This window comes from Sulfitobacter maritimus, from assembly GCF_013346665.1.
Classification (GTDB): domain Bacteria; phylum Pseudomonadota; class Alphaproteobacteria; order Rhodobacterales; family Rhodobacteraceae; genus Sulfitobacter; species Sulfitobacter maritimus.
This window is the reverse complement of record NZ_JABVBB010000026.1, coordinates 15717-33514: the sequence shown is the minus strand read 5'-3', so window position 1 is coordinate 33514 and position 17798 is coordinate 15717. Positions and strand designations below refer to the sequence as shown.

General features: G+C 59.9%; 12 protein-coding genes and 2 pseudogenes. 4 read left to right on the top strand and 10 right to left on the bottom strand.

What is annotated here, in order from left to right; genetic code table 11:
• Positions 1 to 63: 63 nt before the first annotated feature.
• The 5 genes from HTT03_RS07765 to HTT03_RS07745 form a co-directional block, all read right to left on the bottom strand.
• Positions 64 to 2046 (bottom strand): ParB/RepB/Spo0J family partition protein, encoded by a 1983-nt coding sequence (locus HTT03_RS07765; RefSeq protein WP_174859297.1) that lies wholly within the window; start codon positions 2044 to 2046, stop codon positions 64 to 66.
• Between the two features lie 153 nt (positions 2047 to 2199).
• Positions 2200 to 2589 carry a DUF3768 domain-containing protein gene (locus tag HTT03_RS07760; RefSeq protein WP_174859296.1) on the bottom strand — a complete coding sequence of 130 codons (390 nt, stop codon included), beginning with the start codon at positions 2587 to 2589 and terminating at the stop codon, positions 2200 to 2202.
• 87 nt (positions 2590 to 2676) lie between these two features.
• Positions 2677 to 2886 (bottom strand): DUF6330 family protein, encoded by a 210-nt coding sequence (locus HTT03_RS07755; RefSeq protein ID WP_174859295.1) that lies wholly within the window; start codon positions 2884 to 2886, stop codon positions 2677 to 2679.
• A gap of 23 nt (positions 2887 to 2909) precedes the next feature.
• A complete protein-coding gene (locus HTT03_RS07750) occupies positions 2910 to 3848 on the bottom strand; it encodes an ArdC family protein (RefSeq protein ID WP_174859294.1) in 939 nt (312 codons plus the stop codon).
• 40 nt (positions 3849 to 3888) lie between these two features.
• Positions 3889 to 4338, bottom strand: coding sequence for a hypothetical protein (locus tag HTT03_RS07745; protein WP_343035737.1), 450 nt, complete (start codon positions 4336 to 4338; stop codon positions 3889 to 3891).
• A 301-nt stretch (positions 4339 to 4639) separates the two neighbouring features.
• Here HTT03_RS07745 and HTT03_RS07740 point away from each other — a divergent pair, with 301 nt between their 5' ends.
• On the top strand, positions 4640 to 5842 hold the full coding sequence (locus HTT03_RS07740) for a Fic family protein (RefSeq protein WP_174859292.1): 1203 nt from the start codon (positions 4640 to 4642) through the stop codon (positions 5840 to 5842).
• Between the two features lie 229 nt (positions 5843 to 6071).
• Positions 6072 to 7241: pseudogene (locus HTT03_RS07735) on the top strand (IS5 family transposase).
• Positions 7242 to 7413: 172 nt separating this feature from the next.
• Here the strand turns inward: HTT03_RS07735 and repC are convergent.
• The 4 genes and pseudogenes from repC to HTT03_RS07715 form a co-directional block, all read right to left on the bottom strand.
• On the bottom strand, positions 7414 to 8469 hold the full coding sequence (gene repC, locus HTT03_RS07730) for a plasmid replication protein RepC (RefSeq protein WP_174859291.1): 1056 nt from the start codon (positions 8467 to 8469) through the stop codon (positions 7414 to 7416).
• A 238-nt stretch (positions 8470 to 8707) separates the two neighbouring features.
• On the bottom strand, positions 8708 to 9676 hold the full coding sequence (gene repB, locus HTT03_RS07725) for a plasmid partitioning protein RepB (RefSeq protein ID WP_246253390.1): 969 nt from the start codon (positions 9674 to 9676) through the stop codon (positions 8708 to 8710).
• Entirely contained in the window at positions 9676 to 10875 is a 1200-nt protein-coding gene (repA, locus tag HTT03_RS07720; RefSeq protein ID WP_174859289.1) for a plasmid partitioning protein RepA, read from the bottom strand. The genes repB and repA overlap by 1 nt, the downstream gene beginning before the upstream one ends.
• Positions 10876 to 11246: 371 nt before the next feature.
• Positions 11247 to 12012, bottom strand: a pseudogene (locus HTT03_RS07715) (recombinase family protein); the annotation flags it as partial.
• A gap of 119 nt (positions 12013 to 12131) precedes the next feature.
• Here HTT03_RS07715 and HTT03_RS07710 point away from each other — a divergent pair.
• Positions 12132 to 15557, top strand: coding sequence for a DEAD/DEAH box helicase (locus HTT03_RS07710; protein WP_174859288.1), 3426 nt, complete (start codon positions 12132 to 12134; stop codon positions 15555 to 15557).
• 103 nt (positions 15558 to 15660) lie between these two features.
• On the opposite strand, the gene HTT03_RS07705 is transcribed toward HTT03_RS07710, so the two are convergent.
• Positions 15661 to 16755: a tyrosine-type recombinase/integrase gene (locus HTT03_RS07705; protein WP_174859287.1), complete on the bottom strand. Its 1095-nt coding sequence runs from the start codon at positions 16753 to 16755 to the stop codon at positions 15661 to 15663.
• 158 nt (positions 16756 to 16913) lie between these two features.
• Here HTT03_RS07705 and HTT03_RS07700 point away from each other — a divergent pair, with 158 nt between their 5' ends.
• Positions 16914 to 17798, top strand: a complete 885-nt coding sequence (locus HTT03_RS07700) for a DUF1403 family protein (protein WP_174859286.1) — start codon at positions 16914 to 16916, stop codon at positions 17796 to 17798.

The window sequence follows — 17798 nt, the reverse complement described above, 5'->3', positions numbered from 1 at the left end:
TCTGTTCGGTTTGGAAGAGGGTCGACCCGCGCAGGGAATGCCTCGCGCGGGTCGCGTGATGGCTCAGGCCGCTTGCGCGACCTCGCCGTCAGGTTCCGGGGTTTCCGTGATCGGCGCCGTCTCATCACAGGCGCCACCGGCGGTCTGCATCATCGGCGGGCACCAGGCGGCCACGGCAGCGCGCTGCGCGTCCGTGAGTGTGGCGAAGGGTTCGGCGAAGAGCTTGTCGCAGAAGGCGACGATTTCCTTCTTGCTCGACGAGGCCAGCGTCACCGCCTCCTGGGCCAGACCCAGATCCTCACCGAGGATCTTCAGGAGCCACGCCTTTTTAAAGCGATTGAAGAGCGCCGCGTTCGGCGTCCAGTGGGCGCGGATATCGGGCATGATCTCAATTTCGAACGCATGCATCAGGCTGTCGCGCGATCGGTCCCGCGCGAAGCAGGACTGCGTGGTGCTGGCGGTGGCATAGGCGACGAGCTTGGCCTTCTCGCCGGCCTTCAGCGCGCGAAACGCCGCAAACTGATCGGCGGGCGCGCGGGTGTCATCGAGCCAGGACAGATCAAGCGCATCATGCGCCGCCGCCACCTGCTCGAGCGAGGTCTCGTCGATCTCGTCCATCTTGGCATGGCTGCGGTATTCCTTGCGGGCTTCGATCTTGATCGCCTGCGTGACACTCATGCCGCTGGCCAGAACGTCGCTCACCAGCTTGAAGAGCGTCAGATCGAGCGTGGCCTCCGGATGCAGCGCCATTGCGGCGCCAAGGGCCATGGCCCGCTCGGTCTTGAGGTCCTCGGCCAGCGAGGCCGGGTAGGTGATTTCGCCCGGGTCCGGGGCTTCTTCCCCGGTCGGGCTAGGAGAGGAGCCGCGTGCGCCCTCCTCTTTGACGGTGTCCTCCGGGCGGACGAGGCCAACATGGAGGGTCACCTGCCCGCCCGACCAGGACGCGATCACCCCAGACCGCGCGAGGTCCTCGGCGCTGTAGGCCTCCTGCAGATCGCGCGCTTCCTCTTCCAAGGCGTCCACGCGGTCGTAAAGGGCATTATAGGCACCGTCCTCGAGCCCCTCATTCTCCATCTCGAGCTGCAATTTCTCAAGCTCGGCGGTGATTTCATCCACGCGCTTCTGGGCAGCCTCATCCGGCTCGATCGGGCCGGGATAAACGCGGCCGTAGTCGGCCATGGTCGCGTAATCATAGCGCACCATCGCATCGGCCCAGGCAAAGCCCAGCTTTATGCGAGCCTCTTCGGCGGCGGCACCGAGCTTCTCGAGCAGGATGGTCTCGACCAGCGCCGCATCCTCGAGCACGGAATGCTCTTCCAGCAGATCGGCTGCGACGGCGCCGCCGCGTGCCTCGTAGTCCGCGCGCACGAAAGCCCCGATATCATCGCTGACCTGCACCCCGCGGGATTTGAGTGCCTGACGGACGGTATAGGCCTGCAGATAGCCGCCGTCCTTCGTGAGCGCCTCGAAGACCTCGCGCTGCGCCTCCTGGCTCGGGTGCTCGGCGAAGGCCTTCATCGTGTCGAGCGTGATCACCTTGCCCCGGGCCGCGGCGCGGATGTCAGGGTGGATCAGGCCATAGCGCAACCGGCCTTTCACGGCGGCGACGGTCGTGCCGAATGTTTTGGCGATGGTCTCGGGCGTCTGGCCGTCGACCTCCATCATCCGCGCGAAAGCCTCGAACTCGTCGATCGCGTTCATCGGCGCCTGGGTGATGTTCTCGGCGAGCGACAGCACCGTGGTGACGTCACAGTCCTCCGGCACAAGGCGGCAGTCCACCTTGGCTTTCGCAGTGAACCCCTTGGTGGCCTTGTCGGCGATCAGCTTCTTCAGCGCGGCATGGCGCCGCCCACCGGCGAGGACAGCGTATTTGCCGTCAATCTTCTGGACCAGGAGCGGCTGGAGCAGGCCCAGCACAGCGATGCTGGCCTTCAGATGCGCGATGTTCTCGGGGTCATAAGTTTCCGGGGAGTTGCTGCGCACATTGGCGGGGTGGGCGACAAGATCGCCGATGGCAACGGTGAGAGGGGCAAAGCTTGTGGTCATGGGATATCCTTCCAGGTGGGTGAGGTGTGGCCCGCGCGCGCGCGACCAATCCCCGGCTTCAGGGATCACCACGACAAAAGGCCCGCTTTGCCTTTTTGAGGGGCAGCGGGCCTTCATCGTCTCAGATGTCAGGGGGAGGAGTCCCCTGCCCTTCTACCAGTCGCGCGCCAGCATGATGGTCAGCACGCGCATGGTGGTGGCAGGATTGTCCGGGGTCTCAGCCCCGTAGCGGAAATCCGAGTCTGCTTCATAGAGATCGATTTTCCAGAACACGGTCTCGCCGCGGATCTCGACCGCCCCGAAATCGTGCCATCCCTCGGGATCATTCTCGGGCTCGAATGTATCGAACGCACCGGTGGCCTTCACCGCCTCGGCCATGAAACCGTCACCGGCCTCCATAAGCGCGCGGGTGACATGCATCCGGCCCTGGATGGGCTGCGCGGGCGGCAGCCCAAGGCATGTGAGCTTGCGAAACGCGTCGTTTAGCGCCGCGATCACGGTCGGATCCGGACAGTCTGGCTGGGATTGAACATTCATGGACATGGGGATCTCCTTTGAGAAGTTGAAACACCCTTCCCAAAGCCCGCTTTTTCTTTTCCGCTTGGCGGATGAATCGAGGCCGAAGGCGCCCTACCCGAACAGCCCTTTGGGTCTGTAATTCGGGTTGGGGATGGTTTCGATCCAGCCGCCTTGTTCTTTGATGCTCTCGAGCGCTGCCGAGAGCGGATAAGCGCCCTCGGCAGCGCTCCACCAATAGGCACCGCGCTTGAAGGTGATGATCTTGCGGCGGCCGTCGTTGAAGCAGGCCACCCGCAGCGTCTTGAGTTCCTTGCGTGACATGCGAGTCTCCGTTCTCCGTGTGGTCAGGCAGCTTCAGCGCGGCCCCCTGCCCTACCTGCCTCAGATCTGGCGATCAGGTAGTCGCAAGCGCGCTGTGCGTCCGCCGCGTGCCGGAAGATCGCGCCCTTGTCCGACCGAAGAACGCGCAACCAGTTGTGGAGGTAGGCGGCATTCATCTCGAGCGTATGCGCCGTGAAGCCGAGCGTCTGACCCAGGAACACCGAGGTCAGTTCCGCGACGATCTCCTCTCGCGCGTAGGAGGTATTGCCGAATTTCGAGAAACCGAAATCACGGTTCAGCCGATGGGGTGCTTTTGTGGCATGGGCCAGCTCATGCGCCCAGACCCCGTAGAAGTTCCGCGGATCGTGGAACCGCGTGATGGACGGCATGTAGACCTTGTCCACGGGCGGCAAATAGTACGCTTCCGTCCCCGTGAAGACGGTCGTAATGTCGATGGCGTCGAAAAACGCCTGCATGTGAGGGATGGGCTCAGACGGCGGATGCTCGGGCGCGGACTCCGGGTTGGGGAAGAAGCTGTCGGGCAAGCCCTCGATCTGGCAGGCATTGAACACGCGGTAGGATTTCTGGAAGCGGAAGATGCGGGCTTCCTCGGAGCGATCATCGCCATCGCTGCGGTCGTCCTCGCCGCCCGCGTCTTTCCTGCTTTGACCGTAATAAACGACGACAGAGGACTTTTCGCCCTTGCGGATTTTCGCGTCCAACGCATTGGCCTGCGGCAGCGTCATCCAGAAGGGAGAGCTGTGGCCCGCCATCACGGTCCGCATCGTCAGCAGGAAGTTGTTCACTCCCTGGTAGGGTTCACCGCCCACGCGCAGGGGGCGAGAGCTGCCACCTGCGGTCCAGGGCTTGCGCCACGGCAGGACGCCGCGCTCGATGATACGGATGATTTCGTTTGTGATGACCTCGGAGGCATCAAATTTGGTCGTGCGGGATCGGGCCATGGCTGGCCTCCTTTCGAATGTTGGTGTGAGGGGATGGTGATCAGGCTGACTGACGGGGGCGTGGATCGTTGGCGATCCTAGCACCAAGCTTTTCGACCATGTCGATGTAGGTGGTTAGAGATACGGCCCGGTCAGGACCCCAAGGTTCAGGGTCGACCGATCCGTCCCGCGCCACCCGCGGCAACTTCGCGAAGGCGATGATATCGGTGACGGGTCGGATATCGATGAACGGGGTCCCTCGTGCGACCGCAAGAGTGGCCAATGGAAAGCGCTCGATCGGCGCGAAGGTCGAAACGGTGGTCCAACCGAGATGGAGGAACGTCCCGCCCTCTCCGCAGATCACATGCGCGTTTGGCAATAACGCCGCCTGCTTCAGATAGCCGAGATCACGCAGGACGGTCTCGCGCTCGAGCTGCTGTGCCTGGCCCGTCTGGACGGTTTGGCGTAGTTCCTTGTGTCGCCACCACGAGACAGCGGTCGCGCGCAACACGCGCAAGACACCTGTTTTGCATCGGAATGCCCTTCATCAGGTAAGACAGACCGGAATCCGGCCCGGACCCATCCGAGGGATCCCAAAGACCCTCATCCGTCAGTCACAAGACCCGAAGGACACTTTCACTTTCTCCGGCCCCTTTGGGCACACAACAAAACCGAAAAGCCCGGTACATCTGCCGAAGCCATTGATTTCATGCAGCAATTCTAGATCGGCAACGCATATCGGCAAAACCTTGCTTCAAAGTACGAAATGTGTTTATTTTTCAATTACTTTGCAAATATGGAAGATCGGCAAAATGCTGGAAACACCCGCTAGGATCGAACCCTGCTTCTTCGAGGGGCATATTCCTACAGAACTGGCAGACCTTTCGGTCGACATCCAGAGGGAAGCCACCGGGCTGGGACAAGGGTTGCATCCTGACAGCGCAGCCGAACTTGCCGATCTCGTCCGTGTGATGAACTGCTACTACTCCAACCTGATCGAAGGACACAACACGCGCCCCCGCGACATCGAAAGGGCGCTGGCTGGTGCCGAGCTTGAGGAAGAAACCCGTCCTCTCGCCCTTGAGGCCCGAGCGCACGTCATCGTTCAACGAGCCATCGATGAGATGCATCGCATAGGCACCCTGCCCCGCCCCACATCCGTCGAATTCCTGACTTGGGTCCATAAGAGCTTCTACGACGAGATGCCGGATGAGTTTCGGGTCATCGAACATCCCGACGGCACACAAGAGCCCATCGTTCCGGGACGCATGCGCCAGGATGACGATCGGGAAGTTGCGGTCGGGCGCCACCTACCTCCTTCATCGTCGCGCGTCGCGGCATTCATGGACCATTTCGACAAACGATTTCAGATTGCGGCGCGGTCTTCGAGCGGACGGATCATCGCGATCGCCTCTGCACATCACCGGCTCAACTACATCCACCCTTTCCCGGATGGTAACGGACGTGTCAGCAGACTGATGTCTCATGCCATGGCCCTCACAGCGGAAATTGGTGGCCAAGGGCTCTGGTCCGTATCACGTGGGCTGGCCCGCGGGATAACCGATCGGGGCGAGTACAAACGGATGATGGATCTGGCCGACAGTCCACGCCGCGGAGACCGCGACGGACGGGGGAACCTGTCAGAAGCGGCACTGAAGACGTTTAGTGAATGGTTCCTAAAGGTGACGCTCGACCAGATCAGCTTCTCAGCAAGATTGTTCGATCTCGGCGGACTGGACCAAAGGTATCGTCGTCTTGTTGCAGATACCATCGATGACAAGCGAGCGCCGGAACTAATCTCGGCGGTTCTTCGGCATGGGGCACTGGAACGAGGCAATGCGCAGATTGTGCTCAAGACGTCCGAGCGTACTGCTCGCAACACGCTGAGTAAACTGACCGCCGCCGGATACCTGACCTCCGTCTCGCCGAAGACGCCAGTTCGGTTGGCGTTTCCGTTGGATTATCGAGAGCGGCTCTTTCCAAACCTCTTTGGAGATGTTCACCTCCCACAATAACTTTAGGGATTTAGGGTGTAATGCCTGGCTGCCGCTTTCTTCCATGGGCGGCGAGATTTTCATCAAGGCTTTCTCGTGTGTCATTTGTCCACCGCGGTGGACACCTGCTGGTCTGAGATTAACTGAAGAACCACCACGCGCCGCTAGCAGGCCGCTGAAAAACTTCTGCCTCGACGCCTGTCGCGGAACATGACTCACAGTTGCCACTAAGATGGCGACGGAGTGTGGGATGCGTGGATCAGATCAAGTGACGAGCTCGCTGTGCAGCTACGTCGATCTCGAGGAGCGCGTTCCGGCGCGACAACCGCTTCGCAAGATCAGGGCCGTCATCAACGACGCGCTGCGCTCCCTGATGCCGACTTCGACTGGCTCTACGCGGGTGAGGGCCGTCCCTCGATCGCGTCCGAACGGTTGATCCGTGCCAGCTTGCTGCAGATACTCGACTCGATCCAGTCGGAGCGGCAACTCATGGAGCAGATGGATTACAACCGGCTGTTCCGCTGGTTTGTGGGCCTAGGGATCGACAATGCCGTCTGGGTCCCCACGGTGTTTAGCAAGAACCGTGACCGGTTGCTGACCACCGACATGGCCCGCCGGATCATGGCCGCCATTCTGGCGCATCGCGAAGTGGCACCGCTGGTGTCGGAAGACCATTTCTCGGTCGACGGCACCATGGTGAAGGCCTGGGCGTGGATAAAGAGTTTCCCAATGAAGGAAAGGGCTGCGTCCGACGGGGACGAGGGTCCCGGCGATCCACCAGATTCCCGTGTGCCGCCCACGTCCGCCTCTGGCCAGACCACCGCTAAGCTCGATCCAATGACCCGCCCCACACGCCGCAACCGCAATGCCGAAGTCGACTTCCGTGGCGAACGGCAGTCGAACGCACCCATGATTCGATGACTGATCCGGAGGCCCGGCTGTTCAAGAAGTCCCTCGAGCCGGCGCCATGCTGTGCTTAATGGGGCATAGCCTGATGGAAACCCGCTCCGGCCTGATCGTGCAGGCCGACCTGACGGGGGCAGACGGTCACGCCGAGCGGCGTGCTGCCATCGACATGCTTCACCGCCACTCGCCCGGATCGACCCGGCGCCTGACCCTGGAGTCAGACCGCGGCTATGACAGCGCCGACTTCGTCGCCGAGCTACGCCAGATAGTGGCCACGCAGCATGTCCCCCAGAAATCCCGACATTCCGCCATTGACGGCAGAACCACCCGGCACCCCGGTTACGACCAATCGCAGCGGCGCCGAAAGACGATCGAGGAACCTTTCGGCTGGGCCAAAACTGTCGGCGGCATGACGCAGACCCTGTATCGCGGCATTGAGCGCGTGCGGGCCCGCTTCACGCTGGCGATGGCGGCGTTCAACCTCGGGAGACTGCCGAAACTGCTCGCCGCCTGAGCCGGAAAGCAGGGTACCCGGACTGCCTCCCCGCACACCTGGGAGCATCGAGCTTCTGCTCAAAAAAAAATCGTTCCTCACGGCAGACTTTTTCAGCGGCCTGCTAGGTGCGTTTGGACAGTTCTGGTTGCCACAGGCGCGGCTTTTCGTTCGAAGTCCACCGCGGTGGACATTAGACAGTTCGCTCATTGGTTTCCGACAGTCGCTTGATCAAAGCTAATGGATCAAATTGGTTTTGCCTTTGACCCAGGGTGATACTGTGAAAATACGCCCCAAAATCCCTGATGCGTTTTCCAAGTTGTAGCATGATAAAGATCGCGCATGACGCTTTCTGAGCTCCTACAGCATTCTTGGCTTTCTCGAAAGTTTCTGGATGAATGCCCATCATGGGTGCAAGTGTTCGAGCATGGTTTTCAATGTCCAACCAGTTTCTAAGTCTCTCTGGGGAGAACGACGTCGCCTGATCGCAGACTGAGGTCAGCAAGTTTGGTTTCAGGGCCTCATCGCCTATGTTGCTATCTAAATCTTTTTTTTCTTCTTCAGACTTAGATTGATGCCGGACAGTTTGTCCGTCATTGGCGGGCAATTCCGTAGTTTCAGCCGGGGTATCCGGGGTAGACAAACTCTGGCATTCTGCATCTGTATTGGCGAGCAGAGCGTGGTATTCAGGGAGGCTCAGCTTTCTGCGTAGAGCTTTCCGTGCGTGGTTGATGAATGCGTTGCTAGGATCGTGCTCTTCCAAATGGGCGAGCTTTGTAAGGATCTGTTTGCGGACAAATATCCCATCTCGCCGGTTATTCTCCATCTCTTGCGCGATGGCTATAAGCTCGCTCGCACGTTGGAGCAGGGGGGTAAGAGACAATCCATAACTGATGCACTCCCCGCCGGATGAGCGAACGCGGTAGCGCTTTCGGTTCGAGCTGTCATTGCGCTTGATGAATCCGAGTTCAACGAAGCGGTTGATGTGCCTCCGGAGTGTCCGTTCGTCGATTCCGCCAACGCGCTGGCAAAGTGAATTGTTAGACGCAAAAACCGTTTCGCCATGGCCAGGTTTCAGAAAACTGAGCATTGCTTGAAGTGTCTGTATGTGGCCAGAACGTAGACCAAACACGCTGCGTGCATCTCTCAGGGCTCTGAAGATGGTCCAGACGTCGGTTTCAGATGGGGGAAATGAGCCGCGAGTTGCATCAGCACCTGCGGCTTCAATCGAGAGTTTTGTAAATGCCATGGCTTGTTCACGATGACCGTTCGGCCCACAACTTCCCCGTCTCTTTCCTCGAATTTTCGCGGAAAAAGGCAAAAAATATCAATCCACCGAATCGGTGACTCTTGACCGGTATGCTGGAGGTTGCTACATCAAAGATGCTAATCAGATGATGAGGGCTCTCCAGGGGAAACTTTGGGGGGCTCTTTTCTTTCGGGTCTTCGCTTCTCTCCTCTGCTCGTGTTGCTCTGTGTGGCCTGGGTTAGGACCCAGAGCCTCTCTCATTCCGCCACTGTACGAAGAGTTGCAAAAGCGTAGCTTCCGCGTGTTCTTCGAGCCATTGGCCGAATTCTGGATTATCCTTCTTGGTGACCTTGAGAGTGGTCGCCTTCTCATCGATCGTCAGCGTGCCCAATGGACTGCCGTTCTCATCATTGATGACCGAATGCAGCCCACGATTGGGCGGCTTCCTGTCGCTACGTGCTTTGCTCGAGCAAGCCGAATAGACCGCTTGGAACTTTTCGGAACTAGGAGTGTCCTCGGGCAGGGCGGCGAGCGCCCCTTTGGCGATGTCCACCAAATCTACCTTCACCGATAAGGCAGCTAGCTCACCCCACTGCCGTCGTCCGATCCCATGTGCTGGCCCGATGAGTTGAACAAGACCGTCTGGCAGTTGTTCTATGACGACCCTGTGGTTGGATACGCCTTGCCGGGTCAGACCTAGAGCATCTTGAATGACATCGGGTTTGTACCCGGATTCTTGCATCTCTTTGATAAAAATAGACTTTTCTATAAAAGACGGATCAAGCCTGAGGTTGTTCTCCTGGCCTTGAGCGATCAGAGATGCGTCATCGTCCAAGGTTCGAACAATTGCCTTGACCGTTCCACCGACCTTACGGATCGCCGCAAGCCTGCGGCGGCCGTAGATGATGCGGTATCTGTCCGGTTGGGCTGATGGACGGACCATGATGGGCACTTGTTGGCCATGCTTGCGAATGCTCTCGGCCAACTCATCGATACTGGAATCTTCCAGCACCAACCGATCGCGCAGCCCATCCATGTCAATCTGATCGGGTTCGATATCGCGAATCGAGTTTGCTGTGATCTCGCGCAAAGAGTCGCGCAGACCTCCAACAGAACCCGGCAGCTTTGCCGCTTTTGGCGGGGTAGGGGAGGGGGCTCCGCTCTCCGTCTCATTCCTTGGAGGCTGGTTGAAGATGTTTCGGGCCATTAGCGACGCCCCCATGCCGTTTGGATCGTCTGCTCTAGCTCATCGCCAACGCCATTCACGCTGGTCAGGGCGCGATCAATTGTCTTTCTGATGAACTGGCTTGGATCGACTTCGTAGACGGTTTGCTGGGTCATCCCCGCGTCCGAGATCGCTGTAGACTTCAGCATTGGCTCTGTCATGACCTGACCTGCCAGAATCGATCTCAGATAGCCTGCCATTTGTGTCTGCGGCCCATCCGACGGTTCATATCTGGTAATCAGGAACTTGGCAAAATCCCAAGTCACACGCCGACCGATGGCTTCTTCGACGGCCTTGACCGTTTCTGAAGCAAGCTTCAGGAATTGGCTCATGGATGCGATGTCAAGCATGCCAGGTACCACGGTTACCAAAAGCCCCGTCGAGGCGGCCAGCGCAGTCAGGGTTAGAAACCCAAGCTGAGGCGGGCAGTCGATCAGGACGATGTCGTAGTTTGCTTCAACCTCTTCAAGCGCCAAGGCGAGGCGCTCGGCAAAGATGGGTTGTACGCGACGGGCGAGAGCGTTTGCGGTCTCGGTTTCGTACTCCGAGAGCATCAAACCGGCGGGCACCATGTCGAGCTTATGGAAGTAGGTCTTTTGGATGACGTTCGAGAGAAGAACTTGGTCCTCATATCTCAAAGCATCATAGATTGTTCCGCCATCGGCGAACTCAAGCTCGGGCCGAAAGCCGAAAAACGTGGTCAAACTTGCTTGCGGATCGAGGTCTAGGACCAGCACGCGGTAACCGCGCAAGGCATACCTTTGCGCAAGATGAATCGTTGCAGTAGTCTTTGAACTGCCGCCTTTGAAGTTGACGACGGATATCACCTGGAGACGATCGCCATCACGTCGACCTGGGCGGTAGCTTTCTGCGTTCTTTCCAGTGCGTCCAAGAACATCGCGCAACTCATCAATCTCTTGGGCTGTGTAGAACCGGTGTCCGCGGTTGTCTGTATGCACTTCCGGGAAGCTGCCGTCCTTGTGCCGGTTGCGCAGGTTAGATGTGCTTACGCGCAGGAGGCCTGCGACTTCGGTGGAACTGAAGCGGCGTAGGGACTTTCGTTCTTCGGGTTCGAAAGCGATCTTCATCTGGCGATCCAAAGACTCAGCCAGATTGTCGGCAAATGCTCCGATATCGGAAGAGCCTATGCCTTGCGCGTATCCAATATTACGATCATCCATGTCCTGCCGCCCACTCTCGGCCTCTGTTGAGGCTCTTAGTCATTCTGACGGTGTACAGCGTGCCTGACGCGTTTTGCCGTCAGAATGGGAATGCCACGATCCAGTGAGTCCGGCAAGAAGAATCTAAATGTAGTGTGAAAGTTACCCACAACACCCATAGGTGTTGTCGTACAAAAAACTCAGCAAGTCATTGATATAGATATATTAAATGCAGTTCTAACCGAATCGAGCCGCTACTCTGTTGAGTTGTCAAATTAGCAGCTAACCCCAAGCAACTAGTGGCACTTTCTGCCTCCTGCGGAGTTTTCTCCCGGTGAAATTTTTTGGATTCGGGTCAGAAGATACATCTGATCTTGGCTCGATTCGTACGGCATGAGGCCAAGTCGTTCCGCCCGCTCCAACAGCATTTTCACCGAAGACGGCTGCCATCTTGTTCGGCCACGAGGCGTGCGTTCCCGCATTGATTCCAGGCGTTCACAGATCGTCTGAAGCGTGATGTCGGGGTCCGCGCCCTTGATGGCGGGCAGGCGGTCGTCCGTTTCGCGGGGCCCGGCGCGGACCAAAACTGCCTCGGGCAGAAGGCCGTCGCGGACATAGGCCTTCACGGCGCGCAAGAGACGACTTTGGGTCCAGTGACGCGCCTCGGGCAGGGGACGGTTGATGATGCGCAACACGTCTTCCCAGGCCAAGTCGGGGCGCAACCGGCGCACATGAGGAACCCAATCTTGTGCCATTTCGTTCAGACGCTCCATGTAGCCGTCCTGTCGTGCCAGCCGCACCTTGCGAAGAGCGGCAGGGTCTTTGGCTCGCAGCCTAGGGTTGCCGCCCACGCGGCCCTTTGTGCGTGCGCTGGCAAGGCCGGCCTTGGTGCGTTCCCTAATTAAGGCGCGCTCGAACTCGGCCGCAGCACCCAAGATCTGCAGCGTGAACTTGCACTGCGGGGATCCAGTGTCGATCGGGTCCTGGATCGAGCGAAAGAACGCGCCCTTGCCGATGCGCTCCAACACCCGCGCACGATTGCCGCCAGAGGCCTGTTCTTCATGGATCTCGGCGCAGCCTGTGGATTTCAGGGCCTGCGACTGGGGCAGGGTGGGGGTGATCCTCGGTTGAGACTCGTGCGTAGCCTATCAATGGCATCAAAACAGTCATTTTGCAGTCTCATATACCGGCAATAAACGACCGATTGATGGCAGAAGAATAAGGTTTCGGAGGTTGGTGCCACCTTTTTTGTCTGTAAGTTCCACATAGGCGGCGCAATGGAAAACCGCTATCTGGAAGAATATGCGGCAGACCTGTGGGCCGGGTCTGCGGGGCGGGAATTGGAGTGTTGCATGGACTTACGGTTGAGGGAATATTTTGATGCCGGCACGCTGCAACGCGGTCAAGATTATGCGCATCGCGGTCTGGTCGCGACGGTCGAGCTTCTGCCGGATGGGAGTATCCGCGGGCGTGTGTTGAATGGGCGCGGGGAAAGCTACCAGCAGCGGATTACCCTGAGCAACAGCTTTGTGGACGGGATTTGCTCTTGCCCGGTGGGGCATAATTGCAAGCACGTGGTCGCTGTTTTGATGACATCGGCGGAACGCGATATCAGCTCCCCGCAACTGGCAGCACCGGTGCGGGGTTGGCTGACCCGCGTCAAGCAGCAGCCGACAGCCCTAGTGCCGCCTGAGGCACGTCCCGAGGACTATCCGGACAAGGTGAAGGAACGCCTGCTTTATGTCCTGATCCCGAATGAACCAAAAGTCAGGATCGACATTTACAAGGGCCGTATCAATGCCGCTGGCACGGGCCTGAACAAGGCGATCCGGCGCTATGATGCGCTGCATGCCCTGCGCAGCAACGCTGTGGCAAAATTCATCCGACCGACCGATCTGGAGCTTTTGTCTGCGCTGGCGCAAACGCGATTATGGCAGACGCATTACAGCTACAGCCTGCCTGATGCGTTCAGGCCTATGGGTCAGGATGTTTTGGCCCTGATGCGGCGGTTGTGCGACACGGGTCGCTTCCTGCATGACAATGCTCCGGATGCTCAGCTGACCTGGGCAGAAGCGCATCCGAAGGCCAGGCTGGCCTGGCGCATGGCGGCCAATGGCAGCCAGAAGCTGGGTTTTGAGAGCGAGACCGGCACGCAGCTGGATTTGCGGGCGCTGGATGGGGCGACACTATGGGCGAACATTGCGCGGGGGCAGATCGGGGCGCTGGCACAGCCAGTGCCGATCGAAGCGTTACACCTTGTCCAAAGCGCACCCGAGGTCGCGCCCGATGAAGCGACGGCCCTGGCTGCGGAGATGCCCGCCACGCTCGCAGGACTGGCCTTGCCGCCGCCGCATGTGGCGCGACAGATACGGCGCGCGGCCCATAAACGCATCGCTCGTTTGACGCTTGGAGCCGAGAGCGCGCGTGACGGCTATAGGAGTTGGGACAGCGTTTCTGTCACTCTGCCAACACTGACATTGCGCTTTGTCTATGACGGGCAGGAGGTTTGGGAAGGCGAGGCCGACCCCCGGGTCGTTGAAAACAACGAGGTTGTAACGCTGACGCGCGATCATCAATGGGAAGCTGCTTGCGTCATCCGGCTGATGGATGCAGGGGCGATACCCGTTGACGATGTGGACTACCTTTTGCCGAGCGCTCGAATGCTGCAATGCGATTTCGTCTTCGCTGAGGAGGAGATGGGCGCAAACAGTATGCGCCTCCCGTCGTCGCGCGATGGTCTCGAGTTTGCGTTCCGGACGCTGCCCGGGTTGCGGACCGAAGGCTGGGAAATCATTGAAACATCAAAGTGGCCCTTCCGTTTGAGCGATGAAGCTGCCGCGCTGACGGTTGCAACACAGGCCGAGGCGGGCGACACATTCCACGGCAACGACTGGTTCTCGCTGGGGTTTCAAGCCGAGATCGGCGGCAAGCCAGTGGATGTCGCGCCCCTGATCGCGGCCTTTCTTGAACAGGTGCGTGACGAATGGGACGCCGTGCCGGATGTCGACGTCCTGTCGCAGCATCTGTCCGATAAGCCGGTTTACCTGAACCGGGGCAAGGCGGGCTATGCCCCCCTGGATCTCAGTCCGCTGGCGCCCCTACTCCATCTGGTGCTGACGCATTATGCTGAACTGGGCGCGCTGCACCCGTCGGATGCTGATGTCGCCCGGTTGGCAGAAGAGGCGCTGGCAGGCAGCTCGGTGAGGTTCGCCGACAATGCCGGGATCATCCCACTGGCCCGCAGCCTGAAGGCATTGGCCGAGGCTGAGAGCTTTGCCCCACCAAAGGGATTGCGCGCGCATTTGCGCCCGTATCAGGCCTATGGTTCCGCCTGGATGGGCAGCTTGCTCGAAGCCGGTTTTGGCGGGGTCCTGGCCGATGATATGGGGCTGGGCAAGACAATTCAGGTGTTGGCCCTTTTGCAGGCACGTCGCGAAGCAGGCGCAGCTGGCCGGGCGCTTCTGATCGTTCCGACCAGCCTGCTGCATAGCTGGCAGATGCAGGCCGCGCAATTCACTCCGGATCTTCGCCTCGTGGTCCTGCATGGCACAGGCCGGGCGGCGTTGCGCGAGGAGGCTCTGCACGCCGATCTGGTCGTCACCACCTATCCGTTGCTGGCGCGCGACCATGACTGGCTGGCAGCGACAGAGTGGCCTCTGGTGATCCTGGACGAAGCGCAAACCCTTAAGAACCCTGCCTCGCTAATGGCCAAGAGCCTGCGCAACATTCCTGCCAAGGGGCGGCTGGCGCTGACCGGCACGCCGCTGGAAAACTCGCTGCAAGACCTTTGGACGCTGGTCGACTGGGGGAATCCGGGCCTTCTGGGGGATCGGAAGGGGTTTCAGAAACTGTTTCGCACCCCGATCGAAAAGCATGGTGACGCGGTCGCACAATCGCGTCTGAACCGTCGGCTGCGCCCCTTCATGCTGCGCCGCACCAAGGAGCAGGTCGCAACCGAGCTTCCCCCAAAGACCGAAATCCTGGAACGGGTGGATCTGTCAAAGCCGCAGCAGGCGCTTTATGAAGCCGTACGCAGCACCATGGATGCCCGGGTGCGCGAGGCGATCAGCGCCCGTGGTCTGGCCGCAGCGCAGATTACCGTGCTCGATGCGCTGCTCAAGCTGCGGCAGGTGTGCTGCGACCCGGCGCTAGTCAAGACTGACGCGGCGCGCGCGGTGGCGGACAGCGCCAAACGCTCGCGATTGCGTGAATTGCTGGCCGAGCTGGTGGCCGAGGGTCGCCGCGTTCTGGTGTTTTCGCAATTCGTTGAAATGCTGCGTCTGATCGAAGCGGATCTGGCCGCCGCCGGCATCCCCCATCTGACGTTGACGGGCCAGACGCAAAAGCGTGCCGATGTACTGGAAAGCTTCGCGAAAGGCACTGCGCCGGTTTTCCTGCTTAGCCTGAAAGCCGGTGGTCTTGGGCTGACCTTGACCGAGGCGGATACGGTGATCCTTTATGACCCATGGTGGAACCCAGCTGTGGAGCGTCAGGCCATGGACCGCACCCATCGCATAGGTCAGGACAAACCGGTATTCGTGCATCGTCTGGTCGCCGCAGGCACAGTAGAGGAAAAGATACTTGACATGCAGTCGCGCAAACAGGCGCTGGCCGACGCCTTGTTCGACAAGGATGGGGGACAGGCTGGCCCGTTGCTGGACGAGGCGATACTGCAAGATCTGTTTGCGCCGCTCGGGGTGTGACAGGGGCTCGCCGCCTAGACGTTGCGCCAAAGCATGCGAACGCGGCTCTTCCGGCTTGAGATGTTACCGACCATTTCTGGCAAACGCGCCGAAGGTCCGAAGATTACAGCCCCGCAGCCTTGGTCAGGTTAACGCGGAACCGGTCGCGGCGACGCTGATAGCGGCGGGTCATTTCGGCTGAGGCGTGACCAAGATGCTTTTGGACGTAGCGCTCATCGACTTCGGCAGAGCTCGCGAGACCGGCGCGCAAGGAATGGCCGGAAAACAGCGCCAGGCGCTCTTTTTCGGACAGTTCGGATCGGATGCCGGCGTCGAGGACCGTGCGCTTGATCAGTCGTGCGACATGTTTGTCGTTCAGGCGTGTTTCAGATGCGCACTTGCCATCCCGCGAGGTGCCGACGAAGACAGGGCCGAAGTCGATCTTTGCAAAGTGCAGCCATTGTTCCAGCGCCTGGACCGGGCAGGTTTGATCGCTGGAACCGCGGCCAATCTCGACCTCGCGCCAGCCGGTCTTCGCGTTGAGCGTGAGCAGGGCGCCTTTGTCGAAGATCTCAATCCAGCCACCAGAATCCGGCGTGTCGTCCTTGTGCACGTCGAGGCTGACGATTTCGGATCGGCGCAGACCCCCCGCGTATCCCAACAGCAGGATCGTGCGGTCCCGCAACCCACGCAGATCGAAGGGAAGGCTGCCCACCATAGCGAGTATATCGTCGGCCATGATTGCTTCTTTCCGAACCGGCGGTCGCGCGTGCCTGCGCTTGATCCCGGCAAGCACGGAGGCGATGTGGCGGTTCTTACGATCAAGGGTGAAGCCGCGCTGAGTGTAGTTCCAGCCAAGGCCAGAAAGACGGCGATCGATTGTCGAGACTGAGAGGGCAGGGGCCTTTCCCGTGGGTGCCGCCATGTTGGCGAGGTAGAGCCCGATCATCTCGGGTGAAGGCGGCAAAGGGTCCGTTCCCTTCAGTCTGCACCAGCGGGTAAAGTGCGCCCAGTCTTTCGCATAGGCCTTCAGGGTATTCTCAGAGGCCGCCTGCTTTGCATAGCTGCGTGCGGTTTCTACCAGCTGATCGACGGTGCCTGAACCAGCCACATGCGAGGGCAAGGTGATGCTATCACTTTTCTCTTGATCGCCCTCGCCGACGCAAGCATCAAGTTTGTCAGAGGGCGTTGACGTCGATTTCTCGATCTCTGTGTCCACTCTTTCCCCTTAAAATTCGCTGATTTTGAGACTGTGTAGCAGCATATTCCAACAAGTCCGATAATGTAAACTTATTGGACATTTTGCCAAGCGGCAAGGCGGGGCGGTTCGGTTGCTATTTTCTGGCAGAAAGCGCCGCGCTCTTGTAGGCTTCAGGCATGACCTTTGCCCGACTGAACCCCATCAACGATCTCGACACGTTACCCAGGATGCCTAAATGGGTCATCTCTGCGCACGCTGAAACCCTTGAAGATGTTGCTTTTTTGTCGGGCGCCGCCCTGAACCATCTGCATCTTGTGTTGGGCCGCGCGGCGGTCCCCCAAGCCTTGTTGCGGGATCGTCTGGCACTGCGCGCGGCCGCGGCCTGCGTCGCGTCCTCTGGCCGCCCGGAGCGGGAAGCAGAGTTGCGCGATGCGGTGCACCTGTTGCGTCCGGGCGATCTTCCCGGGCCGGCCGGCGAAACCTACCTCGCCTGGCGGGGCGCGGCGGAGCGGCCGGTGTCGATCAAGGCTCTGGGCCGAGCCTTACCGACCATCGATCCGGGCCAGATTGCCGCGTGGCTTGATGCCGGAAAAGGGACGCCGGTGACACGGTCCGCGATGGTGTTGGAGGCGGTACTAAGCGAGGCGCCGCGTGCCGACATCCCGGCGCTGATCCTCGCGGATGCGGCCCTCGCACAAGCCCTCGGTTGGAATTATGTCGTGCCGTTACTGACGGCTGGCCTGAACCGCGCCGACCTGCGCAAGCAAAACGACGACTTGCGTCTGGCCTGTCATCGCGCACTCATCTCTTCGGCAATCGAGGCCGTTCGGCTGACCGCAGACCTCACGCGGCGGGCGACGCATCTTAAGACAGTCGCGCCAAAACTGCGGGCAAAGGCAGCGGGCGCTGCGGTCGAGATGTTTCTTGCCCGCGATGCTGTGGCGCCGCCGGCCTTGCCTTTGCCGGATCGCGCCGCGCGGCGGCTCTGCGACCGGCTGGTCGACCTCGGCGCGGTGCGCGAGCTGACCGGGCGCGACACCTTCCGGCTCTACGGGGTGTAG